Origin of the sequence: Bradyrhizobium sp. DOA9 (genome assembly GCF_000617845.2) — a bacterium.
Lineage (GTDB): Bacteria > Pseudomonadota > Alphaproteobacteria > Rhizobiales > Xanthobacteraceae > Bradyrhizobium.
Genome location: NZ_DF820425.1, coordinates 2,072,567 through 2,098,427 on the forward strand (window position 1 = coordinate 2,072,567; position 25,861 = coordinate 2,098,427).

18 protein-coding genes are annotated in these 25,861 nt (G+C 65.0%); 12 read left to right on the plus strand and 6 right to left on the minus strand.

What is annotated here, in order from left to right:
• Positions 1-102 precede the first annotated feature (102 nt).
• The 3 genes from BDOA9_RS09590 (at position 103) to BDOA9_RS09600 (ending at position 3,757) form a co-directional block, all read left to right on the plus strand.
• Complete coding sequence (locus BDOA9_RS09590) at positions 103-1,230, plus strand: alkene reductase (RefSeq protein WP_025033719.1); 1,128 nt, start codon at positions 103-105, stop codon at positions 1,228-1,230.
• A gap of 253 nt (positions 1,231-1,483) precedes the next feature.
• A complete protein-coding gene (locus BDOA9_RS09595) occupies positions 1,484-1,987 on the plus strand; it encodes a GFA family protein (RefSeq protein ID WP_025033720.1) in 504 nt (167 codons plus the stop codon).
• Between the two features lie 108 nt (positions 1,988-2,095).
• Complete coding sequence (locus BDOA9_RS09600) at positions 2,096-3,757, plus strand: thiamine pyrophosphate-binding protein (RefSeq protein WP_025033721.1); 1,662 nt, start codon at positions 2,096-2,098, stop codon at positions 3,755-3,757.
• Between the two features lie 109 nt (positions 3,758-3,866).
• On the opposite strand, the gene BDOA9_RS09605 is transcribed toward BDOA9_RS09600, so the two are convergent.
• A complete protein-coding gene (locus BDOA9_RS09605) occupies positions 3,867-5,246 on the minus strand; it encodes an LLM class flavin-dependent oxidoreductase (RefSeq protein WP_025033722.1) in 1,380 nt (459 codons plus the stop codon).
• 294 nt (positions 5,247-5,540) lie between these two features.
• Here BDOA9_RS09605 and BDOA9_RS09610 point away from each other — a divergent pair, with 294 nt between their 5' ends.
• The 7 genes from BDOA9_RS09610 (at position 5,541) to BDOA9_RS09640 (ending at position 13,096) form a co-directional block, all read left to right on the plus strand.
• Complete coding sequence (locus BDOA9_RS09610) at positions 5,541-6,938, plus strand: M20 family metallopeptidase (protein WP_025033723.1); 1,398 nt, start codon at positions 5,541-5,543, stop codon at positions 6,936-6,938.
• Between the two features lie 86 nt (positions 6,939-7,024).
• Entirely contained in the window at positions 7,025-7,936 is a 912-nt protein-coding gene (locus BDOA9_RS09615; RefSeq protein WP_025033724.1) for an amino acid ABC transporter substrate-binding protein, read from the plus strand.
• A gap of 127 nt (positions 7,937-8,063) precedes the next feature.
• Positions 8,064-8,795, plus strand: a complete 732-nt coding sequence (locus BDOA9_RS09620; protein WP_008544007.1) for an amino acid ABC transporter permease — start codon at positions 8,064-8,066, stop codon at positions 8,793-8,795.
• Between the two features lie 3 nt (positions 8,796-8,798).
• The gene (locus tag BDOA9_RS09625) at positions 8,799-9,491 is read left to right on the plus strand and encodes an amino acid ABC transporter permease (protein ID WP_025033725.1); all 693 of its coding nucleotides are present in this window, start codon (positions 8,799-8,801) and stop codon (positions 9,489-9,491) included.
• Positions 9,492-9,682: 191 nt separating this feature from the next.
• Positions 9,683-10,414 (plus strand): amino acid ABC transporter ATP-binding protein, encoded by a 732-nt coding sequence (locus BDOA9_RS09630; RefSeq protein ID WP_025033726.1) that lies wholly within the window; start codon positions 9,683-9,685, stop codon positions 10,412-10,414.
• Between the two features lie 203 nt (positions 10,415-10,617).
• Positions 10,618-11,478 carry a D-amino-acid transaminase gene (locus BDOA9_RS09635; protein ID WP_025033727.1) on the plus strand — a complete coding sequence of 287 codons (861 nt, stop codon included), beginning with the start codon at positions 10,618-10,620 and terminating at the stop codon, positions 11,476-11,478.
• Positions 11,479-12,034: 556 nt separating this feature from the next.
• On the plus strand, positions 12,035-13,096 hold the full coding sequence (locus BDOA9_RS09640) for a DUF3616 domain-containing protein (RefSeq protein WP_082847805.1): 1,062 nt from the start codon (positions 12,035-12,037) through the stop codon (positions 13,094-13,096).
• Positions 13,097-13,229: 133 nt separating this feature from the next.
• On the opposite strand, the gene iaaH is transcribed toward BDOA9_RS09640, so the two are convergent.
• Entirely contained in the window at positions 13,230-14,651 is a 1,422-nt protein-coding gene (gene iaaH / locus BDOA9_RS09645) for an indoleacetamide hydrolase (protein WP_025033729.1), read from the minus strand.
• 75 nt (positions 14,652-14,726) lie between these two features.
• Positions 14,727-18,176 (minus strand): indolepyruvate ferredoxin oxidoreductase family protein, encoded by a 3,450-nt coding sequence (locus tag BDOA9_RS09650; RefSeq protein ID WP_025033730.1) that lies wholly within the window; start codon positions 18,174-18,176, stop codon positions 14,727-14,729.
• 153 nt (positions 18,177-18,329) lie between these two features.
• Here BDOA9_RS09650 and BDOA9_RS09655 point away from each other — a divergent pair, with 153 nt between their 5' ends.
• Positions 18,330-18,785, plus strand: a complete 456-nt coding sequence (locus tag BDOA9_RS09655) for an Lrp/AsnC family transcriptional regulator (protein ID WP_025033731.1) — start codon at positions 18,330-18,332, stop codon at positions 18,783-18,785.
• A 96-nt stretch (positions 18,786-18,881) separates the two neighbouring features.
• Here BDOA9_RS09655 and BDOA9_RS09660 read toward each other — a convergent pair whose 3' ends face one another.
• On the minus strand, positions 18,882-19,682 hold the full coding sequence (locus BDOA9_RS09660; protein ID WP_025033732.1) for a fumarylacetoacetate hydrolase family protein: 801 nt from the start codon (positions 19,680-19,682) through the stop codon (positions 18,882-18,884).
• Between the two features lie 12 nt (positions 19,683-19,694).
• Positions 19,695-21,062: an LLM class flavin-dependent oxidoreductase gene (locus BDOA9_RS09665; protein WP_025033733.1), complete on the minus strand. Its 1,368-nt coding sequence runs from the start codon at positions 21,060-21,062 to the stop codon at positions 19,695-19,697.
• Between the two features lie 283 nt (positions 21,063-21,345).
• Here BDOA9_RS09665 and BDOA9_RS09670 point away from each other — a divergent pair, with 283 nt between their 5' ends.
• Positions 21,346-25,452, plus strand: coding sequence for a bifunctional diguanylate cyclase/phosphodiesterase (locus BDOA9_RS09670; RefSeq protein ID WP_025033734.1), 4,107 nt, complete (start codon positions 21,346-21,348; stop codon positions 25,450-25,452).
• On the opposite strand, the gene BDOA9_RS09675 is transcribed toward BDOA9_RS09670, so the two are convergent.
• Positions 25,426-25,767 carry a hypothetical protein gene (locus tag BDOA9_RS09675; protein WP_025033735.1) on the minus strand — a complete coding sequence of 114 codons (342 nt, stop codon included), beginning with the start codon at positions 25,765-25,767 and terminating at the stop codon, positions 25,426-25,428. The two genes, BDOA9_RS09670 and BDOA9_RS09675, sit on opposite strands and share 27 nt — an antisense overlap.
• Positions 25,768-25,861 lie beyond the last annotated feature (94 nt).

Genomic DNA, 25,861 nt, shown 5'->3' on the forward strand with positions numbered 1-25,861 from the left:
CTGCGTTTCGCGGGGAGGAATTTCCTTGGTGGGGCGGCACCTTTTCCGGGTGTCGCCCCCTCTATATGATCGTCATCTTACCAAGCTCCAGTTGAGGCCAGCATGAAATTCGAAGCGTTGTTTCGGCCGTTGCAGGTCGGTCCCTACAAGCTCGCGCATCGCGTTGCGATGGCGCCGTTGACGCGCATGCGGGCCGAGCGCGACACTTTTGCGCCGCGGCCGCTCAACGCCGAGTATTACGGCCAGCGTGCGACCAAGGGCGGCCTGATCATCGCCGAAGCCTCGCCGGTGCTCTCGCACGGCCGCGGCAATCCGGCGACGCCGGGCATCTATTCGGAGGCGCAGATCGCGGGCTGGCGCAAGGTGGTCGACGCGGTGCACGCCAAGGGCGGCATCATCTTCCTCCAGCTCTGGCATGTCGGCCGCGTCTCGCATTCTTCCTTCCATGGCGGTGAGCTGCCGGTTTCGGCCTCGGCCATTCCGATCAAGGCCGAAGGCATGAAGGCGATGACGGCCGACGGCAAGATCGCCGACTACGAGACGCCGCGCGCGCTGGAGACCGAGGAGGTCAAGGACATCGTCGAGGCGTTCCGGCAGGGCGCGAAGAACGCGCTCGCCGCCGGCTTCGACGGCGTCGAGATCCACGGCGCCAACGGCTATCTGCTCGAGCAGTTCCTGCAATCGCGCAGCAACCAGCGCACCGATCAATATGGCGGCTCCATCGAGAACCGCGCGCGCCTTCTGCTCGAAGTCACGCAGGCCGCGATCGACGTCTGGGGCGCAAACCGCGTCGCGGTGCGGCTGTCGCCCCACGGCATCGCCAATGATTCCGGCGAGCCCGATCCGATGCCGCTCTATACCCACGTGGTGAAGGCGCTCGACAAGCTCGGTCTTGCCTATCTGCACTTCATCGAGCCGCGCTCCAGCGGTGCCGGCCGCGCCGACGTTCACTGGGAGAACGTGCCGTCCGCGATGGTGCTGTTCCGCCCGCTCTACAGCGGCGTCTTGATGACGGCCGGCGGCTTCACCGGCGAGACCGCGAACGCGGCGATCGCTGAAGGCCACGCCGACATCATCGCCTTCGGCCGCATCTTCATCTCCAATCCGGATCTGCCGCGGCGCCTCGAGCACGGCTACCCGATCACGCCGTACAACCGCGCGACGTTCTATGGCGGCGAGGAGAAGGGGTACACGGATTATCCGGTGTATGACGAGCTGACGCTGGCCTGATCTGTCATTCCGGGAGGTCGCGAACCCGGAATCCATCGGGCTGCATGACCTAGACGTGGGATGGATTCTCTGATGCGCAATTGCGCATCAAAGCTCGATGCTTCGCATCGCCCCGGAATGACGAGCTTGATTTGTAGCGCGACCGCCACCACAACTTCCGTCATTGCGAGCGCAGCGAAGCAATCCAGACTGCCTCCACGGACAGACTCTGGATTGCTTCGCTGCGCTCGCAATGACGACGGAGGGACCTATCATGGCCAAAGCCGCAGCCGCCGCAGGGATCGCCACCGGCCAATGCCTCTGCGGCAAGGTCGCCTTCGAGATCGACGTGCCCGCGCGTTGGGCCTGGCACGATCATTCCGCCGCCAGCCGCCGCGCTCACGGCGCGGCGTACGCGACCTATGTCGGAAGCTGGAAGAAGCGCTTCCGCATCACCTCCGGTAAGGCCGCGCTGACCCGCTACGAGGACAAGGCGACGAAGACCGCGCGCAGCTTCTGCTCGCATTGCGGCACGCCGGTCATGTACGAGCGCCCGCGCGGCCCCCACATGATCAACATCCCGCGGGCGTTGTTCAACGAGCGCACCGGCCGCCAGCCGCTCTATCACATCGCCATCGAGGAGCTGCAGGAATGGGCCTATGCCGGTGAGCCCCTGGTGCCGCTGAAGGGCTTTCCCGGCGTGGTCTGGCAGCGCTCGAAAAAGAAGAAGCGCGCTGGCGGCGAGGACCCGTTCGAGCTTGGGCGCGAGGAGATGTAGCGCCGCGGCCGGGCAACGCAGCCATGACCGCGCTTCCTTGCGCCTCAGCCGACATCTCGGCCATCATGCTTTCGGTCCTTGCGGCTATTGTCCGCTCCTGGAGGAAACATGAAGAACAAGATCACCGGCCGCTCCGCCTTTCTCGCGCTGCTCAAGGACGAGGGCATCACGCATCTGTTCGGCAATCCCGGCACCACCGAGCTGCCGATCATGCATGCGCTGAAGGACCATCCCGATCTCACCTATGTGATGGCGATGCAGGAGAGCCTGGTGGTGGCGATCGCCGACGGCTACAGCCGTGCTTCGGGCAAGCTCGTCGCCTGCAACGTGCACGTCGCGCCCGGCCTCGGCAACGCCATGGGCTCGCTCTACAACGCCCAGTTCACGGGCACGCCGATGATCCTGACCGCTGGCCAGCAGGAGCAGGGCCACGGCCTGATGGAGCCGGTGCTCTATGGTCCGCTGGTGCGCATGGCCGAGCCGCTGGTGAAATGGGCGGTCGAGGTGACACGGCTGGAGGACCTGCCGCGCATCGTGCGCCGCGCCGCCAAGGTGGCGACCACGCCGCCGACCGGGCCGGTGTTCATCTCGCTGCCCGGCGACATCCTCAACAGCGAAGCCGGCATCGATCTCGGCCGTTCCACCCGCATCGATGCGCGCACGAAACCGTCGGACGAAGCGCTGAAGGCCTTTGCTGCACGCCTGCTCAAGGCCGAGCGTCCCGTGATCGTCACCATGGACGAGGTGGTCAAGAGCGATGCGCTGAAGGAGGCGGCTGAACTGGCCGAGCTGCTCGGCGCCGCGGCCTATCAGTCCTCGACGCCGTACGGCGCGCACTTCCTGTCGGAGAGCCCGAGCTTCGTCGGCACGCTCGCGCGCGTGCAGAAGACCGCCCGCGATACGCTGGCGCCGTACGATCTCTTGATCGCGCTCGGCGGTGATCCCTTGCGGATGTCGGTCTACAGCGAGGTCGACGCGTTGCCCGACGGCCTCGGCATCGTGCAGGTCGGCCTCGTCGATTGGGAGATCGCCAAGAACTACGGCGCCGAGATCGCGCTGAAGGCTGACTTGAAGGAAACGCTGCGAGCGTTGATGCCGGTGCTGAAGGAGATGGGCGGCGCCACCCTCGCGAGCCGCGCCAAGCTGCGTCTTGCCGAGCTCGCGCCGAAGAACTGGACCGCGCGCCGCGCCGCTTTGGTCGAGCAGATCGGCAAGAGCGCCGGCCGTTCACCGATCGATCCGGACTTCCTCGTACTGCAAATGATCGAGGCCATGCCTGACAACGCCATTCTCGTCGATGAAGGTCTCACCTCCAGCCGCCAGGTCACGGCGCTCCGTCCGCATCGCGACCGCTACGGCTATCACGGCCTCGCCTCCGGCGGCATCGGCTGGGGCCTGCCGGCCTCGGTCGGCGCCAGCATTGCCAATCCGGATCGTCCGGTCGTGTGTTTTTCCGGTGATGGCAGCGCGATGTACTCGATCCAGTCGCTCTGGACTGCCGCTCACCACAAGCTGCCGCTCAACGTCGTCATCGTCAACAATGGTGGCTATCGCATCATCAAGCAGCGCCTGCTCGCCTTCCACGGCGACGACAATTACGTCGGCATGGATTTCGTCGATCCACCCGTGGATTTCGCCGGCGTCGCCAAGGCGCTCGGCTGCGAGGCGATCAAGGTCAGCGATCCCCGCGAACTCAAGGCGACGCTGGCGTCGGCGTTCGGCCGGCCGGGGACGAAGCTGATCGAGGTGATGGTGGACGGGACGGTGTAGAGGCAAACTGCTTCCACCGTCATTGCGAGGAGCCCGTGCGACGAAGCAATCCAGACTGTCCCCGCGGAGGGATTCTGGATTGCTTCGCTTCGCTCGCAATGACGAGCGTCTACCCCTTCTTCCCCACCCGGTACCCCGCCGCCGGATGCGGCGCATCCAGCCTGGCGCGTCCGCCACCGAACAGCTTCTCGCGCAACGTGCCCTTCGCATATTCCGGCTTGTACCGTCCGCGCTTGGTCAGCTCCGGCACCAGCATGTCGGCGATGTCCTCGAAATCGCCGGGCGAGATCGCGAACGCGACGTTGAGGCCGTCGACATCGGTCTTCTCGAACCAGTCCTCGATCTTGTCGGCGACGCTTTCGGGCGTGCCTGTTACGACCGGGCCGGCGCCGCCGATGCCGACATGCTCGATGACGTCGCGCACGGTCCAGACGCGGTCCGGGTCGGCCCGGGTGACGTTGTCCATCGCGCTGCGGCCGGCATCGTTCTGGACGTGGCGGACCTGCTGGTCGAGGTCGTAGCCGGAGAAGTCGACGCCTGTCCATCCCGACATCAGCGCCAGCGCGCCTTCGGGGCTGATGTGGCGGCGATAGTCGGCGTATTTCTCCTTCGCCTCGGCTTCCGTCCGTCCGAGGATGATCGTCATCATCGAGAACATCAGGATCTCGGCCGGGTTGCGGCCGAGTGCGGCGGCCTCCTGCCGGATCGCGGCGACGCGTGGCGCGATCACCTTGGCCGATGGCCCCGACATGAACACGCACTCGGCATGCCTGGCCGCGAATTGCCGGCCGCGCGGCGAGGTGCCGGCCTGGTACAGCACGGGCGTGCGCTGCGGCGAGGGCTCGCTGAGATGAATGGTGTTGTTGATGCGGTAATTCGCGCCCTCATGGTTGACGCGATGCACCTTTGCCGGGTCGGTGAAGATGCCGCGCTCGCGGTCGCGCAGCACGGCGCCGTCCTCCCAGCTGCCTTCCCAGAGCTTGTAGACCACCTCCATATATTCGTCGGCGATGTCGTAGCGGTCGTCATGCCCGGTCTGCTTGTCCTTGCCGGCGCCACGCGCGGCGCTGTCGAGATAGCCGGTGACCACATTCCAGCCGATCCGCCCCTCGGTGAGGTGATCGAGCGTCGACATCCGCCGTGCGAACGGGTAGGGCGGCTCGAAGGAGAGATTGCTGGTGACGCCGAAGCCGAGATTTTGCGTCACCGCGGCCATAGCCGACAGCAGCAGCAGCGGCTCGTTCGACGGCGTCTGCGCTGCATTGCGCAAAGCTGCGTCAGGGCTGTTGCCATAGACGTCGTAGACGCCGAGCACGTCGGCGAGGAACAGCCCGTCGAACCGGCCGCGCTCCAGCGTCTTGGCTAGATCGATCCAATAGGGCAGACGGTTATACTCGGCGGTGCGGTCGCGCGGATGGGTCCACAGGCCCGGTGACTGGTGTGCGACGCAATTCATCGCAAAGGCGTTGAGCCTGATCTGTTTGGCCATGCTGGTCCCTCGGCGCCCTGTACTGAGCGCTCTTCGAATGATAGATGTGCGCCCCAACTTGGCGAACTTCTTGCATATAATTGGTCCTTGGCAAGGGCCAAGAATAGAAAGGCTTGCGCTTGGCAAGGCCAGAGTCAGCGTCGCAGCTGCGGTTGGCAGGCCGATCCCAGGAAACAAGAACGAATCCCCGAGAGAGCTACAAGACAAGTCCGAGAACTATCCAAATCCCCGCCACTTTCGAAGGCCAGCCCGCCTCGGGTAAGGTCCTTCGTCTCACAGTCTCGAAAAGCAAGTATGACCAGAGCCGACGCCATCGCCCGCGCCCGTGAGGATTTCACGTCCGGCGCGTTCCTCGCTGAACTCGACCGCCGCGTCGCCTACAAGACCGAGAGCCAGAATCCGCCGCGCGGCGCCGAGCTGCGTGCCTATCTGGAACAGGAGATGCAGCCGGCTTTCGCTGCGCTCGATTTCTCCAGCCGCATCGTCGAATCCCCGAGCGGCAAGGCGCCGTTCCTGTTCGCCGAGCATCACGAGAGCGCGTCCGCGCCCACCGTATTGGTCTACGGCCATGGCGACGTCGTCGACGGTATGGAGGGCGAGTGGCGTGATGGCCGCGACCCCTGGCGCACCAATGTTGCGGGGGCGCGGCTCTACGGCCGCGGCACCGCCGACAACAAGGGCCAGCACAGCATCAACATGGCGGCGCTCCGCGCGGTGCGCGAGGCGCGCGGCGGCAAGCTCGGCTTCAATGCCAAGTTCATCATCGAGATGGGCGAGGAGATCGGCTCGCCCGATCTCGGCAAGGTCTGCGATCTCCATCGCGACGCGCTCAAGGCCGATTTGTTCATGGCCTCCGACGGGCCGCGCCTCTCGGCCGATCGGCCGACGCTGTTTCTCGGCTGCCGGGGCGGCATCCGCATCCATTTCGACGTGAACTTGCGCGACGGCGGCCACCATTCCGGCAATTGGGGCGGCGTGCTTGCCAATCCCGCGACCATCCTGGTCAACGCGATCTCCACCCTGGTCGACGGCCATGGCCGTCTCCAGCTCGATGCCTTGAAGCCGCCGCGGCTGACCAACCAGATCCGCTCTTATCTCGCCGACGTCGAGGTGGTGCCGACCGCGGACGAGCCTGCGCTTGCAGAGAACTGGGGCGAGGAGGGCCTTTCGGCCGCCGAACGGCTCTACGCCTGGAACACGCTCGAGGTGCTGGCGATGTCCTCGGGCAATATCGAGAAGCCGGCCAACGCCATTCCGGGCCAGGCCAACGCCGTGCTGCAACTGCGTTTCGTGGTAGGAACGAAGGTCGAGGGGCTGATCGAGGCGATCCGTGCGCACTTGGTCGCAAAAGGCTTTCCGATGGTCGAGGTGCGCGCGGCGCAGAGTTTTGCTGCATCGCGCACCGATTTCGACAGCCCGTGGATCAAATGGGCGGCGGATTCGGTGCAGGAGACCACCGGCAAGGCGCCGGCCGTGCTGCCGAATTTCGGCGGCTCGCTGCCCAATGACGTGTTCTCCGAGATCCTCGGCCTGCCGACGATCTGGGTGCCGCATTCCTATCCCGGCTGCTCCCAGCATGCGCCCAATGAGCACATCCTGCTGCCATTGACCGAAGAGGCCTTGACGGTGATGGCCGGGCTGTTCTGGGATCTCGGCGAGTTGGAAAAACCACTGACAGGCCCGTTAACCTGAGCCCATAATCCAGCCGAAAGTTACATTCTAATCCGGCCCGATTTGTGCTTGCATCCGGGCCGCATCATCCGAAAGGGGAAGAAAACGTGAAACATTTCCGTCACATCGGGCTCGCGCTCGCCGCGACCTTCGTCGTCAGCCAGGCCGGGGCGCAGGAGCTGACCGGCACGCTGAAGAACATCAAGGACACCGGCGCGATCACGCTCGGCTTCCGCGATTCCTCGATCCCGTTCTCCTATCTCGACGACAACCAGAAGCCCGTCGGGTTCGCGATGGACATCTGCTACAAGATCGTGGAGGCCGTGAAGAAGGAGCTCAAGCTCGACAAGCTCGAGGTCAAGCTCAACCCGGTGACCTCGGCGACGCGTATTCCGCTGATGGCCAACGGCACCATCGACCTCGAATGCGGCTCGACCACCAACAATGCCGAGCGCCAGAAGCAGGTCGCCTTCACCAACACCCACTTCCTGACCGCCAGCCGCTACGTCTTCAAGAAGTCGAGCGGCCTGAAGTCGATCGACGACCTCAAGGGCAAGGCCGTGGTCTCGACCGCCGGCACCACCAACATCAAGCAGCTCACCGAAGCCAACGTCGCCAAGGGCCTCGGCGCCAACATCATCCCGGCCAAGGATCATGCCGAAGCCTTCCTGATGGTCGAGACCGATCGCGCGGTCGCCTTCGTCATGGACGACATCCTGCTGGCCAGCCTCGTCGCCGGCTCGAAGTCGCCGGGCGATTATGAGGTCTCCAAGGACGCGTTCTCCAAGCCCGAGCCCTACGGCATCATGCTGCGCAAGGACGACCCGGCGTTCAAGAAGGTCGTCGATGCGGCCACGGCTGCGCTCTACACCTCCGGCGAGGCCGAGAAGATCTACAACAAGTGGTTCACCCAGAAGATCCCGCCGAAGGGTCTGAACCTCAACACGCCGATCTCGGCCGAGCTGAAGAACGAGTTCGCCAAGCCGACGGACTCGCCGAACCCGGACGATTACAAGTAAGATGCACCATCCGCCTCTCCCCGCTTGCGGGGGGAGGCGGTACATTCGGCCTTTCTGGAGGGAGAATGGCCGGACATTTGCATAGGCGCCAGGACATCTATGGCTGGCGCGTTCGCGCGGGGGACACGTGAACTATAACTGGAACTGGGGAATCTTCTTCCAGCCGAACCCGATGGGGACCGGCACCTATCTCGACATGCTGCTGTCGGGGCTGGCGCTGACCCTCAAGACCGCGGCGCTGGCCTGGGTGATCGCGCTGATCACCGGCTCGCTCGTCGGCGTGATGCGTACGCTGCCGTCGAAGGGGGCGAACTGGTTCGGCTTTGCCTATGTCGAATTCTTCCGCAACATGCCGCTGCTCGTGCAGCTCTTCCTGTGGTTCTTCGTGCTGCCGGAATTGCTGCCGAAAGGCGCCGGTACCTGGCTGAAGCAATTGCCGAACGCGCCGTTCTGGACGGCTGCGATCGGCGTCGGCTTCTTCATGTCGGCGCGTGTCGCCGTGCAACTGCAGGCTGGCATCTCCTCGCTGCCGCGCGGGCAGAAGATGGCCGCAACGGCGCTCGGCCTGACCACTGCGCAGGGCTATCGCTACGTGCTGCTGCCGATGGCGTTCCGCATCATCCTGCCGCCGCTGACGTCCGAGTTCCTCAACACCATCAAGAACACCGCGGTCGCCATCACCATCGGTCTGCTCGAGCTGACCGGACAGGCGCGCTCGATGCAGGAATTCTCGTTCCAGGTGTTCGAGGCCTTCACCGCCGCGACCATCCTCTATCTCCTCGTCAACGCCGTCGTCGTGACCGCGATGCGCTTCCTCGAGCGCTGGGTCGCGATCCCCGGCTACATCACGGGGAAATAAGCGATGTTCGGCAATCTCGATTTCGACGTCATCCGCCGCGCACTGCCCTATCTGTTCTACGAGGGCATGACGTTCACGCTGACGCTGACCTTCCTTGCAGCTCTCGGCGGTCTCATCTTCGGCACGGCGCTCGCCCTGATGCGCCTGTCCGGCCTCAAGATTCTCGGACGCATTGCCGGCATCTATGTCGACTTCATGCGCTCGCTGCCGCTGGTGCTGGTCATCTTCTGGTTCTACTTCCTGGTGCCCTATATCGGGCAGTGGGTGACCGGTGCCTCGCGCCCGATCAGCGTTGGCGCCTTCGCCTCCTCGCTGATTACTTTCATCATGTTCGAGGCCGCGTATTTCTCCGAGATCATGCGTGCCGGCATCCAGTCCATCTCGCGCGGCCAGCCGGCCGCGGCCAGCGCGCTGGGGCTTACCTACGCCCAGACCATGCGCTACGTCGTGCTGCCGCAGGCCTTCCGCAACATGCTGCCGGTGCTGATCACGCAGACCATCGTGCTGTTCCAGGACACCTCGCTGGTCTACGTCCTGTCGATCACCGACTTCCTGGGCGCGGCGAGCAAGGTGGCGCAGCGCGACGGCCGCCTGGTCGAAATGTATCTGTTCGCTGCGGTCGTCTACTTCACCATTTCCTGTATCGCGTCCTACGGCGTCCGCCGCCTGCAGGCGCGCATCGCCATCATTCGATAGGTGCGATGTGGATTTGAACTCTCGACACGTGGTGCCCTTCATCTCTCCCAGAGGGAGAGGTCGGATCGCGTTAGCGATCCGGGTGAGGGGTTTTGCTCCACCGATAGACCTGACCCCCTCACCCGGCGCTACGCGCCGACCTCTCCCTATGGGAGAGGTGAACCCAGTCTGCCGCAGGGCTTGAGACACACATGATCGAAATCAGCCATGTCAACAAATGGTACAGCCCCACCTTCCAGGTGCTGACCGACTGCACCACCAATGTCACCAAGGGCGAGGTGGTCGTGGTCTGCGGCCCCTCCGGCTCGGGCAAGTCGACGCTGATCAAATGCGTCAATGCGCTGGAGCCGTTCCAGAGCGGCGACATCCTGGTCGACGGCACCAAGGTCAACGATCCCAAGACCAATCTGCCGAAGCTGCGCTCGCGCGTCGGCATGGTGTTCCAGCATTTCGAGCTGTTTCCGCACCTCAAGATCATCGACAATCTCTGCCTGGCGCAAGAGAAGGTGCTGGGCAGGGGGCACGACAAGGCGCAGGCCAAGGGCATGCAGCTGCTCGAGCGCGTCGGCTTGAAGGAGCAGGCGCAGAAATTCCCGGCGCAGCTCTCCGGCGGCCAGCAGCAGCGCGTCGCCATCGCGCGCGCGCTCGCCATGGATCCGATCGTGATGCTGTTCGACGAGCCGACCTCGGCGCTCGATCCGGAAATGGTCAGCGAGGTGCTCGACGTCATGGTCGATCTCGCCCGCGAGGGCATGACCATGATGGTCGTGACCCACGAGATGGGTTTTGCCCGCAAGGTCGCCAACCGCGTCATCTTCATGGACCGTGGCGAAATCGTCGAGGACGCGGCGAAGGACGATTTCTTCGGCAAGCCGAGAAGCGACCGCGCGCAGAAGTTCTTGTCGAAGATTCTGTCGCATTAGCTCCTCTGTCATTCCGGGACGCGCCTCTTGGCGCGGGCCCGGAATCCATAACCACCAGCAGGGGTTATGGATTCTCAGATGCGCAATTGCGCATCAAAGCTCGTCGCTACGCGCCTCCCCGGAATGACGGATAGAGGGGGTGATCCATCCCTCCAACTGGCGTATAAGCGCGCCAAATCTCTTTCCTCCCCAGGAGACCTGCCTTGGACCCGCTCGCCTACGTCAACGGCTCATTCGTCCCGCTCTCGGAAGCCAGGATCTCGGTGCTCGATCGCGGCTTCCTGTTCGCCGACGGCATCTACGAGGTCTCGGCCGTGCTGGACGGCAAGCTGGTCGACAATGCCTCGCATCTGGCGCGGCTGGAGCGGTCGGTCGGCGAGATCAGTTTGAAGCTGCCGGAGACCATCGAGCGCATCACCGAGCTGCAGAAGGAGCTGATCGCGCGCAACAAGCTCGTGAACGGCCTCGTCTATCTCCAGGTGACGCGCGGCGCCGACAAGGGCCGCGACTTCCCGTTTCCCAAGGCTGACATCAAGTCGAGCCTGGTGATGTTCACGTCCGAGAAGGACATCATCAACACCCCGGTGGCCAAGACCGGCATCAAGGTCATCACGGTGCCCGACATCCGCTGGGAGCGCCGCGACATCAAGAGCGTGGCGCTGCTGGCGCAGGTGCTGGCGAAACAGGCGGCGGCGGAAGCCGGCGCCGGCGAAGCCTGGATGCTGCAGGATGGCTACGTCACCGAAGGCGGCTCGTCCACGGCGTTCATCCTGACCAAGGACGACGTCATCGTCACCCGCAAGAATTCCAATGCGATCCTGCCCGGCTGCACCCGCAAGGCCGTGATCGCGCTTGCCGAGGAGCGCCAGCTCCGCGTCGAGGAGCGCTCCTTCACGGTCGCCGAAGCGCTCGCCGCCAAGGAAGCGTTCATCACCAGCGCCTCCTCCTTCGTGCAGCCGGTGGTCGCCATCGACGGCAAGACGATCGGCGACGGCAAGCCCGGTCCGATGGCGACGCGCCTGCGCGAGATCTACGTGGAGTTCGCCAAGGCGACGGCGGTTTAGGCCGACCCCACAGCTGTCATCGTCCGGCTTGACCGGGCGATCCGGTACTCCGTGACATCAGTGATTAAATCGAGAGGCCGCGGCGTACTGGATGCCCCTTCGCCTTCGCGGGGCATGACAGTTGAATGTGTGGAGGCGCGTTTGCCTCCATCGCCGACTACGCCACCGACGCCTTCACCTTCACCGGATGCACGGCACAGCGCCGAGCAGCAGAAGCTGATCAACCCGTACTCATGAGACTTCTCGCCGGAGCGCCACGTCGCTCGGAAAGCGAATTGACATCGCCGAGTTGTCTGCAACAATACAACCTGAGATATCAGCGTTATATTTAGACCAGATTGATCGGCCGATCCTGTTTTTCGATGTGAGCTCGTTCAGACCAGCATTCCGGCTTCCGCTCTTCCATCTCTTGCTCCTTCATGTTTGACGCCACGGACAGGCCGCAAGCCGATCGACATTCGCCCGCGTGAGAGCTTCGCAAGGGATTGGCCGCCTTATCCTGTGATGAAGCTGGATGGGCTCGCTCTGGACCGACTGCTGTTGAAGGGAGGCTTCTATGACCATTGCCACAACGGGACGGATTGCGACCTTGCTGCTCAGCCTCGTGGTGGCGGGCGCTGTGCAGCCTTCTCCTGCTGCGGCCGACGGTGCCTGGCCAGTCAAGAACAAGCTGATCGGCGAGGACGGCGGCAAGTCCAAGGACGTCAGTGGCATCGCCTGCACGACCACTGACGGGTTTCCCCGCTCGTGCCTCGTCATCGACGACAATCTCCAGGACGCTCAATTCATCGAACTGAGCGACGGCAAGCTTGTCGCCGGCAGCTCCGTCAAGTTGATCGACAACACGTTCAAGGGCAAGGCGCTCGAACTCGATGGCGAGGGCGTCGCCTTCTCCAAAGGGGAATATCGATACTACTACGTTATCGGCTCGCATGGCCATCCGCGGGACAAGGACCACAAGCTCGATCCTGAGAAAGACGCCGAGAAGATTCGGGCCAAGATCGCCGCAAGCAGCCAGATCGTTCGGTTCCGCACGACGGGCGCGGACGGCAACGCGGCGAGCCTCGAGCGTACGGGGCAACTGCGTGAGGTCATCGCAGCCGAACCTGCTCTTCGCGGTTTCATGGATGTCCGGCTGGAGAAAAACGGCCTGACCATCGAGGGCATGGCGATCAAGGGCGATCGGACGCTGCTCGCGGGATTCCGTGGCCCCGTGCTGAACGGCAAGTGCGCCGTCGTTCTGTCGGTGGAGGTGGCCTCCCTGTTCGGTAAAGCAAAGAGCACGGATCACCGCCTGCATCGGCTGCCGCTCGGCGATGGTCGTGGCGTGCGCGACCTCGCATCCTTCGGGGACCGCATTCTCGTCCTGGCAGGTCCGGCAGCGGATGGACCCGGGTCTTACGCCGTCTACGCCTGGGATGGCGCATCGGACTCCGTCGAGCTGCTGAAGGACTTGCCGTTTGATCCGAAGCGCAAACCTGAGGGGCTCCTGCCGCTGGACAAGACGGCAACCGGACTACGGGTCCTGATCCTGTTCGATGGCGACAAGGAAGGTGCGCCGACCCCGATCGAAATATCGGGATCGGGCCCGCAATCTTCATCCTGTTCCACCGGCTAGAGCATGATCCGGACAAGTGTGTAGCGGTTCTCCGAAAAGATCATGCTCAAACAATAACCTAAAGCGCGATGACGATTCAGCCCAATCGCATCGCGCTTTAGGAGTTCGAGAGCCCGCGCCTCCCACTGTTCCTCTAAGAAGTCGGCGGCGGCAATCGACCGAACACGGCCTCGAGCGCCATGCCGATCGCGAGCAGGCGGCGATCGCTGCCGGCAGGGCCGTCGAGCTCAAGCCCGATCGGCAATCTGCTGCTGGCGCCGAGCGCGACCGGGACCTGGATTCCGGGAATACCGGCATTGCTGCCGGGATCGGTATTCTGAATGAACAGGCCGAAATTCTCCAGGCTGCTGGAGTCCGGATTGGAGGGAATGGCGACGCGCGGTGTGGTCGGGAAGGCGATCGCATCGAGCCGGTTGTCGGCAAAGCTCCTGGCGTACAGCGCCTGCAGCGCGGGGCGCGCAATCTCGATCGCGGCGTCGTAGATCGGCTTGGCGTCGACCAGGGTGCCGTCCGGAGCAGGCAGTTTGCGCGGGATCACCAAGCCGTCATAGGTGCCCTTCACGTCGGCGCTGGCGATCTGCTCCGCCAGTGCCGCGATGGACAGGCCGGTGCCGGTATGCCTGAGATAGGCGACCAGATCGTCATAGGCCTCGTACAGCGCGACGGGGAAGCTGACCTGGCCGTCGAGCTCCGCCAGCTGCGGCATCTCGATCTCGACGAATGTGACGCCTTGCGCCTCCATCCTGGTGACTGCCGCATGGAACGCGGCCTCGGTGTCGGCATCGAGATTGGCCAGCATCGATCTCACGATGCCGACGCGGACCTGTGTCAGATCCGCCGGCGCAAGCGCATCGCCACCGGCGATGACGCGGTCGAGCAGCGCGACGTCCGCCATGGTCGCAGCCATCGGGCCTGCGGTATCGCGGGTGTGCGAGATCGGTGCGATGCCGTCTTGCGGATAGCGGCCGACAGTCGGGCGCAGCGAGGCGCATCCGTTCAGGGCGGCGGGCACCCGCACCGATCCGCCGGTGTCGGTGCCGAGCCCGCCGGCGACGATCCGCGCGCCGATCGCCGCGCCCGTGCCTGACGAGGAGCCGCCGGCGATCAGAGTGCGATCATAGGCGTTGCGCACGCCGTACTCGGAGCCGGTCTTGAACGCCGTGTTGTAGCCGGAGATACCGAAGGCGAGCTCGTGCATGCTGGTCTTGCCGATGATGACCGCCCCGGCATCGCGCAGCTTTGCCACAACAGGCGCATCGGCCTTCGGAATGTAATCCTTCAGCGCCGGGGTGCCGGCGCTACAGGGCAATCCCGCGACCTCGATATTGTCCTTGATCACGATGGGTACGCCGCCGAGCGGCCTTGTCTTGTCGCCCGCCGCGTCAAACGCAGCCGCGGCCTTCAAGGCACTGGCTTCATCCAGGGTGACGAAGGCATTGAGCTCGGCCTTGCCCTTGGCGCGGGCCAGAGCTTCCCGGGTGAGTGCGGTGCTCGTGATTGTCCCGGCGCTGAGGCAGGCCGCAGCCTCGGTCAGTGTCAACTGGTCGAAATCCATGATGCTTCACCCGATTGCAGGAGGCCATCAGAGCGCCCCTCAAGGAGGAGAGGCTGAAGCGTCCGCGGCGTCGCGTCAACCGGTGGCGTGCATCCTTGCCGGCGATGGCGTGTCGAGTTCAGCGAGCCGCCGCTCGACGTCGGCCTTCACCCTCGCGATCGCGGCGTCCTTCACCGGTCCGTAGCCGCGGATCTCCATCGGGGCTTTGGCGATTGCCGCGAGATTTGGCAGATGCGCCGCATCGAGCTCGCCCAGCATCCGCGCGATCAGGCCTTCATACCAGGCGATCAGTTCACGCTCGGCGCGCCGTTCCGCGGTGTAGCCGAACGGATCGAACAGCGTTCCGCGCAACCCCTTCAGTCGCGCGAGCATGGCCAGAGGCCCCTGGATCCACTGCCCGAAGGCGCGCTTGCGCGGACGACCGCGTGCGTCGCGCCTTCCGGGCACGAAGGGAGGCGCAAGGTGATATTGAACGCTGAAGCCATCCTCGAATTCGCGCTTCAGCTCGTCGAGAAAGCCGCTTCGCATGTGCAGCCGCGCCACCTCGTACTCGTCCTTGTAGGCCATCAGCTTGAACAGTGCGCGCGCGACCGCCTCGGTCAGCGCCTCGCTGTTCAGGCCGGTTTCGGCATTGCGGACCCGTGCAACCATTGCCCGGTAACGGGCCGCGTAGGCGTCGCTCTGATAAGCCGTGAGGAACTCGATGCGCCGGGCAATGATCTGGTCGAGCGTCTCGGCTTCAGGTGCCTTGTCCGATGTCGGCAGAAAATCCGGATCGGCCGCGGCGATCCGGCCCCAGGCAAAAGCCTGCCTGTTGCGTTCGACCGCGACGCCGTTGAGCTCGATCGCGCGCAGCAGCGCCTGCAACGAGACCGGGACCAGACCGTGCTGCCAGGCGAAACCGAGCATGATGATGTTGGCGTAGACGGCATCGCCGAGCAGGCGCTCGGCCAGCGCGTTGGCATTGATCGTGTCGAGATTGGGCTCGCCGATGACCTGGCCGATCGCGCGCAGGCGAGCGGGGGAGGCGAGATCGGCATCGCGGAAGCGGACGACGTCGCCGGTCGGCATCTCCGCGGTGTTGACGGTGGCACGCGTGCCGCGGCGATAGGTGCCCGACGCCTTCGGCGAGGAGCTGACGACGAGATCGCAGCCGATCAGCGCATCGGCCGCACCCTGGTCGATACGGACCTGGTGCAGGGCCTCGGGGTCAGGTGCGAGGCGGATATAGCTCAGCACAGGCCCGAACTTCTGCGCAAAGCCGGTGAAGTCGAGCACCGAGACGCCGCGGCGTTCGAGGTGGGCGGCCATGCCGATCAGCGCGCCGACCGTGATCACGCCGGTGCCGCCGACGCCGGTCACCATGACGTCGTAGGGCCGGTCGAGCGTTGCGGGCGCGGGCAGGGGAAGCGTGGCGGCGCGGCCAATCGCGTCGATCTCGCTCGCGGCCTTCTTCCGGCGCGTCGCGCCTTCCACGGTCACGAAGCTCGGACAGAAGCCGTTCAGGCAGGAAAAATCCTTGTTGCAGGCGGACAGATTGATCTGCCGCTTGCGGCCGAACGGCGTCTCCTTCGGCTCGACGCTGAGGCAGTTGGATTCGACCGAGCAGTCGCCGCAGCCTTCGCAGACGAGATCGTTGATGGTGGCGAACCGCTTGGGATCGGCCATCTGCCCGCGCTTGCGCCGGCGCCGCTTCTCGGTGGCGCAGGTCTGCTGGTAGATCAGGACCGAGACGCCGGGAACCTCGCGCAGCTCGCGCTGCACGGCGTCCATCTCCTCGCGCGGATGGATGGTCACGCCTGAGGGCAGGTCGGCTGGTGAGAACTGCGCGGGATCGTCCGATACCAGGGCGATGCGCGTCACGCCTTCGGCGCGGACGCTGTGGGCGATGGCATGGACGCTGACGGGCCCGTCGACCGGCTGGCCGCCGGTCATGGCGACCGCGTCGTTGAACAGGATCTTGTAGGTGATGTTGGCCTTGGCCGCGATCGCCTGACGGATCGCCATCGAGCCGGAATGATAGTAGGTGCCTTCGCCGAGATTCTGGAACACGTGCTTGTGCCCGGTGAAGCGTGACGAGGCTGCCCAGTTCACGCCCTCGCCGCCCATCTGGATCAGCGAGGAGGTCTCGCGGTCCATCCAGCTCGCCATGAAGTGACAGCCGATGCCGGCGAGCGCCTTCGATCCCTCCGGCACTTTCGTCGAGGTGTTGTGCGGACATCCCGAGCAGAAATAGGGCGTACGGGTCGCGCCGCTGACATTGATCGTGCGCGCGGCCTCCGGCATCAGGGCGGCCGCGCGCGCGGCGAGATCGAGACCCGGAAACATCGGATCGAGCCGGCGCGCCAGCACGCTCGCGAGCGCGCGGGGCGACAATTCGCCGATCCAGGAGATCAGCCGTGCGCCGGTTTCGTCGTGCTTGCCGACCATACGCTCGGGCTTGCTGCCGGGATAGTCGTAAAAGTACTCCTTGAACTGGCTCTCGATGATGCCGCGCTTCTCCTCGACCACGAGGATCTCGCGCTTGCCCTTCACGAACTCCATCGCGTCATGCAGCGCCAGCGGCCAGACCATGCCGACCTTGTAGACGTCGATGCCGATGCGGCGGCAGGCCGCTTCATCGAGGCCCATCAGCCGCAGCGCCTCCATCAAATCGAGATGCGCCTTGCCGGTGGTGACGATGCCGTAGGTGGCGCCAGGGATATCGTAGATGTGGCGGTCGATCGGATTGGCCTTTGCGAAGGCGTAGACCGCGTGCTTCTTGGCTTCCAGCCGTTCCTCGATCTGCGGACCCGGCAAATCGGGCCAGCGATAGTGCAGGCCGCCGGGCGGCGGCGTGAAGTCGGGGTTTCGGAAGAGGCGCGGCGGGCGTAGCGCGACGGAGGCGCCCGATTCGACGATCTCCGAGATCGCCTTGAAGCCGACCCACATGCCGGAGAAGCGGCTCAGCGCGTAGCCATATTCGCCGAACGCCAGATATTCGCCGACATCGGCCGGATGCAGCGTCGGCATGAACCAGCTCATGAAGGCGACGTCGGACTGGTGCGGCATCGAGGAGGAGACGCAGCCGTGGTCGTCGCCGGCGACCACCAGCACGCCGCCATGCGGCGAGGAGCCATAGGCGTTGCCGTGCTTGAGCGCATCGCCGGACCGATCGACGCCCGGGCCCTTGCCGTACCAGAGGCCGAAGACGCCATCGACCTCGCGGTCGCCTTGCGTCTCGACCTGCTGCGAGCCGAGCACGGCTGTCGCTGCGAGGTCCTCGTTCACGGCGGGGAGGAATTCGATGCGATCCTGCTTGAGCCGCTGCTGGATGCGCCAGAGCTCGAGGTCGATGCCGCCGAGCGGCGAACCGCGATAGCCGGAGATGAAGCCGGCGGTGTTGAGCCCGGCCGCGCGGTCGCGTCGCGCCTGGTCGAGCGCGATGCGGACGATGGCCTGCGTGCCCGTGAGGAAGACGCGGCCCTCCTCGCGCTCGTAGCGATCGGAGAGCTCGTACGTGTCGAGTGAGGAAATGGCGTCCATGGCGGACCTCGCGCGGCATCCTGCCTGATCGTGGAAGGTTATGCCCGGGCCGCTGGTAGGTCTTACCTATTTATCCCGGATAGATCACGAATTCGGTAGAATTTTGCGCGCAGCTATCAAATTTGGTAGAGGTTCCCAGTTGGAGAGGCCATCATGATCGAAGAACAGGACACGCGAATCCTCGCTCATCTCCAGCGAGATGGCCGCGCCACCAACCAGCAGCTCGCCGAGGAGGTCGGCATGTCCACGTCGGCCTGCTGGCGGCGGGTGCGGGCGCTGGAGGAGAGCGGAATCATCCAGGGCTATGCGGCGCTGGTCGCGCGCGAGCAGGCGGGCTTTGCGATGTCCGCCATCCTCCACGTCTCGCTGGAGCGGCACGATGCGAAATTCGTCGACGAATTCGTGGCGAGGGTCACCAAGCGCCGCGAGGTGCTGGAGTGTTTTGCGACCACCGGGGACGCCGATTACCATTTGCGCGTCGTCGTCCAGGACATGGCGGCCTACAACCGCTTCCTCGACGAGTTCATGTTCCGCATCCCCGGCATCCGCTACGTCCGCAGCAATGTTGTGCTGAAGGAGATCAAGACCAGCGTGGCGCTGCCGTTTTGATCAAGGTCTCGTAGGGTGGGCAAAGGCGCTCTTGCGCCGTGCCCACGATCTCGCTCGATTAACGAAGGTTGGTGGGCACGCTTCGCTTTGCCCACCCTACGGCACCGGCGCCAATCTCCCCTCCCGCACGAACCTGTTGCGCAGCGTCCCCACGCCGGTGATCTCGATCTCCACGACATCCCCGTGCTTGATGTCGGGCGAGGCGCCGTCCGTGCCCATCCAGATCACGTCGCCCGACCACAGCGTGAAATACTTCGTCAGCTCGATCAGGAACGGCACCACGCCGAAGATCATGTCGCCGGTCGCGAAGCGGTTGGTCTCGCGGCCGTTGACCCGGACGATCGTCTGCATTGTCGCAAGATCGGCCGCGGTCTCGATCCACGGCCCCATCGGCTTGAACGTGTCGGCATTCTTGGAGCGCCACAGGCTGCGATCGGCCTTCTGCCAGCTGCGCTCGCTGACGTCGTTGCCAATCGTGTAGCCGAACACGCAATCCATCGCGTTCGTCTCGGTGAGATGCTTCACCTTCTTGCCGATGACGACGACGAGTTCCCCTTCATAGTGGATCTTCTCCGTCGCGAAAGAGGGGATCACGACATCTTCGTCATGCGCGATCAGCGCGTTCTGTGCCCGATAGCCGATCTCGGGCCTGTCAGGCACCGCCGGCACCTCGCCGCGCTTGTCGGCGGCTTCCTTCAGATGCTTGAGGTAGTTCAGCCCGACGCAATAGAAGGTGCGCGGGATCAGCGGCAGCTCGATCTTGACGTCGCCAAGCGAGTGCATGCGCGAGGTGCGTTGCCATTCGCCAAAGGGATCGCCGTCGACCGCGACCACCTTGGCGCCTTCGACGATCCCCCATGAGGTCTTGCCCGAGGCGGTGAATTTCAGCCAGCGCATGTCATGTCCTTGTCATTCCGCGGCATCGCGCGGCCGCACCTTCCAGGCCCCCGCGGCCGGCCGCTTCAGCCCGAGATTTTCCCGCAACGTCTTGCCGCGATAGTCCTTCTGGAACAGGCCGCGGCGCTGCAGCTCCGGCACGACGTGCTGCACGAAGTCCGCGTAGGAGCCGGGCACGTAGGTCGCGGCAATGACAAAGCCGTCGCAACCGCGCTCGACGAACATCTCCTCCAGCTTGTCGGCGATCTCCTTGGGGCCGCCGACCATGGCGTCCTGCACCTGGCCGCGGCCGGAGAAGGTGACGAAGTCGCGCGCGCTCGGGTTGCTCTTGCCCGAGGCCTTCAGCACGCCGTCGCGGATGCCGAGGATGCCCTGCATGCTCTTCAGATCTTCCGTGGTCAGCGGCTCGTCGAGACCCTTGGAGGCGAAATCGTAGTTCAGGGCTTCGGCCAGCAGCGACAGCGCGTCGATCTCGAGCGGCAGCTTGTTGATCAGCGCCATCTTGTCTTCAGCTTCCATCCTGGTCGCGGCGCAGACCGGCGTCGTCAGGTTGCAGAGGAACATCTGGTCGGGATCGCGGCCGGCCTTGGCGGCTTCGTTGCGCACGGACGCATAGCCTTCCCTGGCGGCGGCGAGGTTGCGCGCGGCGGTGAAGATCACCTCGCCCCAGCGGCCGGCAAAGCGCTGGCCACGGCCCGATGCACCGGCCTGGATGATCACGGGATGGCCTTGTTGCGAGCGCGGCACGGTAAACGGCCCCCGCGACTTGAAGGCCGATCCCTTGTGATCGAGCCGCTTCACCTTGGCCGGGTCGGCAAAGCGGCCGCTTGTCTTGTCCATGACGATCGCGCCGTCCTCCCAGGTGTCCCAATGGCCGAGCACCACCGCCATGAACTCGTCGGCGCGGTCGTAGCGGGAATCATGTTCGGGATGGGAGTCGCGCCCCATGTTCAGCGCCTCGCCGTCGTTGAGCGAGGTGACGACGTTCCACCCCGCGCGACCGCCGGACATCAAGTCGAGCGTTGCGAAGCGGCGCGCGACGTCGAACGGCTCGTAGTAGGTGGTCGAGCATGTCGCGCCCAAGCCGAGCCTCTCGGTGACCATGCCCATCGTGGTCAGCACGATCAGCGGGTCCATCTTCACGCAGCGGATGCCGTATTCGACGGTGTGGGCGTGGTCGTTGCCGTAGCGGTCCGGCATCGCCAGGCGATCGTCGAAGAAGGCCATATGGAACTTGCCGGCTTCGAGGATCCCGGCGATCTCCTGATAATAACCCGCCGACATCGAATCATCGCGCGAGTCCGGATGTCGCCAGGAGCTTGGCAGGTTGGTGCAGTTCTGCGCCTGGAGGAAGCCGACCAATATCATCTGTCGATTCATGCTGCCGCTCCCTCTCGCTCCCTCTTGTTGGCTGCCATCGTCTCAAAGCGCAGCAGCCATATCAATCTCCCGTAAACCAACACAGGGCTGCAAATTGGTAAACGGAACATGCCGTTCGTCGACGGTTCGGCCGCGCCGCGGTATCCCCGCGAGTTTTGCCGCGCTCGTTCGCAGCTCGTTCACTTTGATCGACGGTTTGCGCCGCGCAATAACGACCACTTAGGCGGTCGCCGTCCATAAAGGCCCCGGGATAAATAGGCAGAAATGCCCGGGAGCTGAGATCGTGCCGACGACACTCGCGCGCACCTTTGCGGCGTTGAGCGCCATCAATGAAGCGATCCTTTACGCGAGATCGCCGGAGGAGCTGTACCAGAAGGTCTGCGACGCCGGGTTTTCGAGCGGGGATTTCCTGGCGGTTGCCGTGTTCCTGGTCGAGCCGGGCGGCCGAAGGTTGCGCTTCGCGGCCGGCTGTGGCGATGACATTGCACGGCTGCGCTCGATCATGATCACGACGGAAGCCGGCACGCCCGAGGGATCCGGCGTCGGCGGCGAGGCGTTTCGCGACCAGAAGCTGTGCGTCAGCAACGATTATCTGAACGATTCGCGCTCGCTGGCCTGGCGCGAGGGTGCCGCCAAGGCCCACATCGGCGCGGCGGCGGCTCTGCCGCTGCTCTGCAACGGCAAGAGCGTCGGCGTCTTGTACGTGACGCGGAGCGAGGCCTATTCGCTGAACGAGCAGATGGTGTCGCTGTTCGAGCGCATGTCGGCGAACATTTCCTACGCGCTGGACAATTTCGCGCGCGAGACCGCGCGGCAGACCAGCGAGCGGGCGACACGGCGAGTCAACCGCATGTTCGGTGCCATCAGCGCCACCAACGAAGCCATCCTGCGCGCCAAGACCGAGCAGGAGCTGTACCAATTGGTGTGCGACGCCTCGGTCAACAGCGGCAAGTCACTGGCGACCATCGTTCTGCTTCGCGAGCCGGATTCGCACTGGATGAAGCCGGTTGCCGCCACCGGGCAGAACCTCGAGCTCGTCACCCAGGCGCGCTATTCGGTCGATCCGGAACATCCCTGCGGCCAGGGCATCTCGGGCGAGGTGTTCCGGACGCAGAAAGCCATTGTCGAGGACGACCTCGCGAGCCGCACCAGGGGAACGCCGTGGGAGCAGGCCAACGTCAACACCGGCGTCGCCGCCTGCGTCGTCGCGCCGTTGATCCGGCACGGCGAGAGCGTCGGGGTGCTGCTGTTCTTCATCAGCCGCTCCTGGGCCAAGGACGAGGAGATCGTCGCGCTGCTGCTGCGCATGGCCGAGAACGTCTCGTTCGCGATCGAGAACTTCGGCCGCGAGGCCGAGAAAGCCCGGATCGCCGCCGAAGAAGAGCGCCTGGCGCGCATGTTTGCGGCGCTCAGCGCCACCAATGAGGCGATCCTGCGGGCGCGGTCGCGGGCCCAGCTGTTCGACCTCGTCTGCGAGGCGACGGCAACGGGAGCAAAGTTCACCTCGGCTACCATCGCGCTGGTCGACGATCGGACCGGGCTGCTGCGCGTCGCTGCCTGCTACGGCCCGAACGCCGATCATGTTCGCAGCTTCACGTTCTCCACCTCCGACCAGGTGCCTGAAGGGCGCGGCCTGACCGGCACCGCGTTTCGCACGCGCCAGCCAGCGGTCAGCAACGACGTGCTCGCCGACGACCGTATCGCGCCCTGGCACGCCAGCGCCCGCCGCAACGACATCGCATCCTCCGCGGCATTGCCGCTGTTCAACGGCGACCGGCTCGAGGGCGTTTTTCTGTTCAACTCCCCGGAGCGCGGCACCTTCACGCCGGAGCTCGTCGAGCTGCTGCGCAAGCTTCAGGCCAACGTCGCCTTCGCGCTGGAAAGCTTCGATCGCGCCGACGAGAAGGCGCGGGCGGACAAGCAGCGCAATCGCCTGAGCGGCATGTTCGAGGCGCTGAGCGCAACCAACGAAGCCATCATTCGCGCCAAGACGCGCGAGGAATTGTTCGAGGCCGCCTGCCAGGCCGCCGTGCTCGGCGGTCTGTTCGCCTCGGCGACGATCGGCATCGTCGACGAAGAGCACGAGCTCGTCCGCGTCGTTGCCGTCAAGGGACGCCTGCAGGAGCGCATGATCGGGCGGACTTGCAGCATTTCGGCGGGCCATCCCGAGGGCGACGGCATCATCGGCACCTCGCTGCGGACGCGCCAGCCTAGTGTCATCAACGACTATCTGCACGATCCGCGCTCAGTACACTGGCGCACCAAGGCCGTCGAGGACGGAACGCGGGCTGCGGCGTGCTTTCCCCTGCTGAAAGCGGGGCGGGAGCCGGTCGGAATTCTGCTCTTCCTCGCGCCGGAAGAGAATACGTTCACGCCCGATCTGGTCGAGCTGCTGGGGCGCCTCGCGGAGAATGTCTCCTTCGCGCTCGACAATTTCGAACGCGCCGAGGAGAAGGCCCGCACCGAGGCGCAGAAGGAGCGCCTCACGCGTATGTTCGCGGCATTGAGTGCGACCAACGAGGCGATCATGCGCGCGAAGTCGCGTGCCGAGCTGTTCGACCTCGTCTGCCTTGCGGCATCGAGCGGGGCCAAGTTCACCTCGACCACGATCGCGCTGGCAAGGGCCGGTAGCGATCAGCTGGAAATCGTGGCGAGCGCAGGCCCGTCGGCCGACACCACCCGTAACGTGCGGCTCTCCGTCGATCCGGAGCGGCCCGAAGGACGCGGCATGAGCGGCACGGCGTTTCGCACGCGCCGGCCCTGCATCAGCAACGACTATCTCAACGACGACCGCGTCCGCGTCTTCCACCCCATCGTGCGCGGGGACGGCGCGCGGTCGGGCGCCGCGTTTCCGCTGATCGCGCACGACCAGGCCGTCGGCGTCATGATCTACATGTCGACCGAGCCGGGGACTTTCACGCCCGAATTCGTCGAGCTGTTGCAGCGTCTCGCCGACAACGTCTCCTTCGCGATGGAGAATTTCGATCGCACCGACGAGAAGAAAAAGGCCGACGAGCGCATCGAATACCTCGCCTCGCACGACAGCCTGACCGACCTGCCGAATCGCGAGACTTTCAACGGGCTCTTGCGCGAGGCGATCGATGCGGCGCAGCGCCACGATCACCGCTTTGCGGTGCTGTTCATCGACCTCGACCGTTTCAAGGTCATCAACGATTCGCTCGGCCACGAGGCCGGCGACCTGCTCCTGCTCGAAGTCGCCAACCGCTTGCGCGGCGCCTTGCGAGCGAGCGACGTGGTCGCGCGCCTCGGCGGCGACGAGTTCGTGGTGATCCTCGACCAGTGCGGCGAGATCGACGACGTCCAGCGCATCGCGACCGGGCTGCTAGCCGCGCTCGCCGAGCCCATGGAGCTCGCCGGTCACGAGTGCCATACCACGGCCTCGATCGGCATCGCAATGTATCCGGCCAACGGCTCCGATGCGCAGACGCTGACGAAGAATGCCGACATGGCGATGTACCTCGCCAAGGAGGACGGCAAGAACGGCTATCGCTTCTTCTCCAACGAGGTGAAGACGCAGTCGATCGAGCGGCTGTCGCTGGAAAGCGCGCTGCGCCGCGCGCTGGAACGCGAGCAATTCTCGCTCAACTACCAGCCCAAGGTGGACATGGCGACCGGCCAGATCACGGGCGTCGAGGCCCTGCTGCGCTGGGCGCATCCCGATCTCGGCAACGTCTCGCCCGCGCAATTCATTCCGCTCGCGGAGGAAACCGGGCTGATCGTGCCGATCGGCCGCTGGGTGCTGAAAGAGGCCTGCGCCCAGGCCATGGCCTGGCAGCGGCGCGGTCTGCTGCCGCTGTCGATGGCGGTCAATTTGTCGCCGCGGCAGTTTGCCGACGAGCATCTGTTGCAGGACGTCGACGAGGCGCTGGCGGCCTCCGGCATGTCGCCGGTGCTGCTCCAGCTCGAGGTCACCGAGAGCATGATGATGCGCAACGTCGGGCGCGCGCTCAAGGTGCTCGACTCCATCCAGAGCCGCGGCATTCGTCTCGCCATCGACGATTTCGGCACCGGCTATTCGTCGATGTCGCTGATGAAGCACTTCCCGATCGACACCATCAAGATCGACCGCTCCTTCGTGCGCGACCTGCCGCAGGATTCGGAGGATCAGGCGATCGCGCAGGCGATCATCAGCATGGGCAAGGCGCTCGGCATGACCGTCGTCGCCGAAGGCGTCGAGAATGCCGAGCAGGAGGCGTTCCTGCGCACCCATGGCTGCGACGAGATGCAGGGCTTCCTCGTCTCCAAGCCGCTGCCGGCGCGGGAGATGGCCGAGCTGCTGCGGCCGATGGTGCTGACAGCTGCGCCGCCGCTCCAGCCGGAGGCGGCCGGCGAAGACGCAGCCTCAAGGCTGAAACGCGCTGTCGTCTGACGGCTGCGGGTGCAACTCGCGGACCTCGTGCTCCTCGCCCTCGGCTTTGCTCGGAAAGTCCTGCGGGGCCGTCAGCGACGTCTGCTCGGTGAACAGCGCGAGAATGGTACGCGCGCCTTCGGCGAAGCTCGCCCCCTCGCTCACGTTCAACGCGCAGCAGCACGTTGCGCTCATCGGCTCCTGGTCGTCGACCACGGCCATGGCTGGTCCCCACCACCAGGCGGGCGCGGGCGAACGCTCGTCCCCCGGCACGACATGCCAGCGGGCGAACTCCTCCATCACGCGCTCGAATTCCAGGCGGGCAGCCTGATGCATGTGGTCGATGCTCCCAGAATAGCGTCGGACGACGGGTAGGCCCGTTGACTTGATCGTCACGTCGCTCGGAAAAATCGGTTCGTGCAACTGGGCC

Excerpts from the sequence above, each read along its gene's own strand:
- BDOA9_RS09605 (WP_025033722.1), bottom strand. The coding sequence starts at position 5,246 with ATGGCCAAACAGATCAGGCTCAACGCCTTTGCGATGAATTGCGTCGCA.
- iaaH (WP_025033729.1), bottom strand. The coding sequence starts at position 14,651 with ATGGATTTCGACCAGTTGACACTGACCGAGGCTGCGGCCTGCCTCAGC.
- BDOA9_RS09625 (WP_025033725.1), top strand. The coding sequence starts at position 8,799 with ATGTTCGGCAATCTCGATTTCGACGTCATCCGCCGCGCACTGCCCTAT.
- BDOA9_RS09630 (WP_025033726.1), top strand. The coding sequence starts at position 9,683 with ATGATCGAAATCAGCCATGTCAACAAATGGTACAGCCCCACCTTCCAG.
- BDOA9_RS09600 (WP_025033721.1), top strand. The coding sequence starts at position 2,096 with ATGAAGAACAAGATCACCGGCCGCTCCGCCTTTCTCGCGCTGCTCAAG.
- BDOA9_RS09665 (WP_025033733.1), bottom strand. The coding sequence starts at position 21,062 with ATGAATCGACAGATGATATTGGTCGGCTTCCTCCAGGCGCAGAACTGC.
- BDOA9_RS09590 (WP_025033719.1), top strand. The coding sequence starts at position 103 with ATGAAATTCGAAGCGTTGTTTCGGCCGTTGCAGGTCGGTCCCTACAAG.
- BDOA9_RS09595 (WP_025033720.1), top strand. The coding sequence starts at position 1,484 with ATGGCCAAAGCCGCAGCCGCCGCAGGGATCGCCACCGGCCAATGCCTC.
- BDOA9_RS09655 (WP_025033731.1), top strand. The coding sequence starts at position 18,330 with ATGATCGAAGAACAGGACACGCGAATCCTCGCTCATCTCCAGCGAGAT.
- BDOA9_RS09610 (WP_025033723.1), top strand. The coding sequence starts at position 5,541 with ATGACCAGAGCCGACGCCATCGCCCGCGCCCGTGAGGATTTCACGTCC.
- BDOA9_RS09650 (WP_025033730.1), bottom strand. The coding sequence starts at position 18,176 with ATGGACGCCATTTCCTCACTCGACACGTACGAGCTCTCCGATCGCTAC.
- BDOA9_RS09675 (WP_025033735.1), bottom strand. The coding sequence starts at position 25,767 with ATGCATCAGGCTGCCCGCCTGGAATTCGAGCGCGTGATGGAGGAGTTC.
- BDOA9_RS09660 (WP_025033732.1), bottom strand. The coding sequence starts at position 19,682 with ATGCGCTGGCTGAAATTCACCGCCTCGGGCAAGACCTCATGGGGGATC.
- BDOA9_RS09640 (WP_082847805.1), top strand. The coding sequence starts at position 12,035 with ATGACCATTGCCACAACGGGACGGATTGCGACCTTGCTGCTCAGCCTC.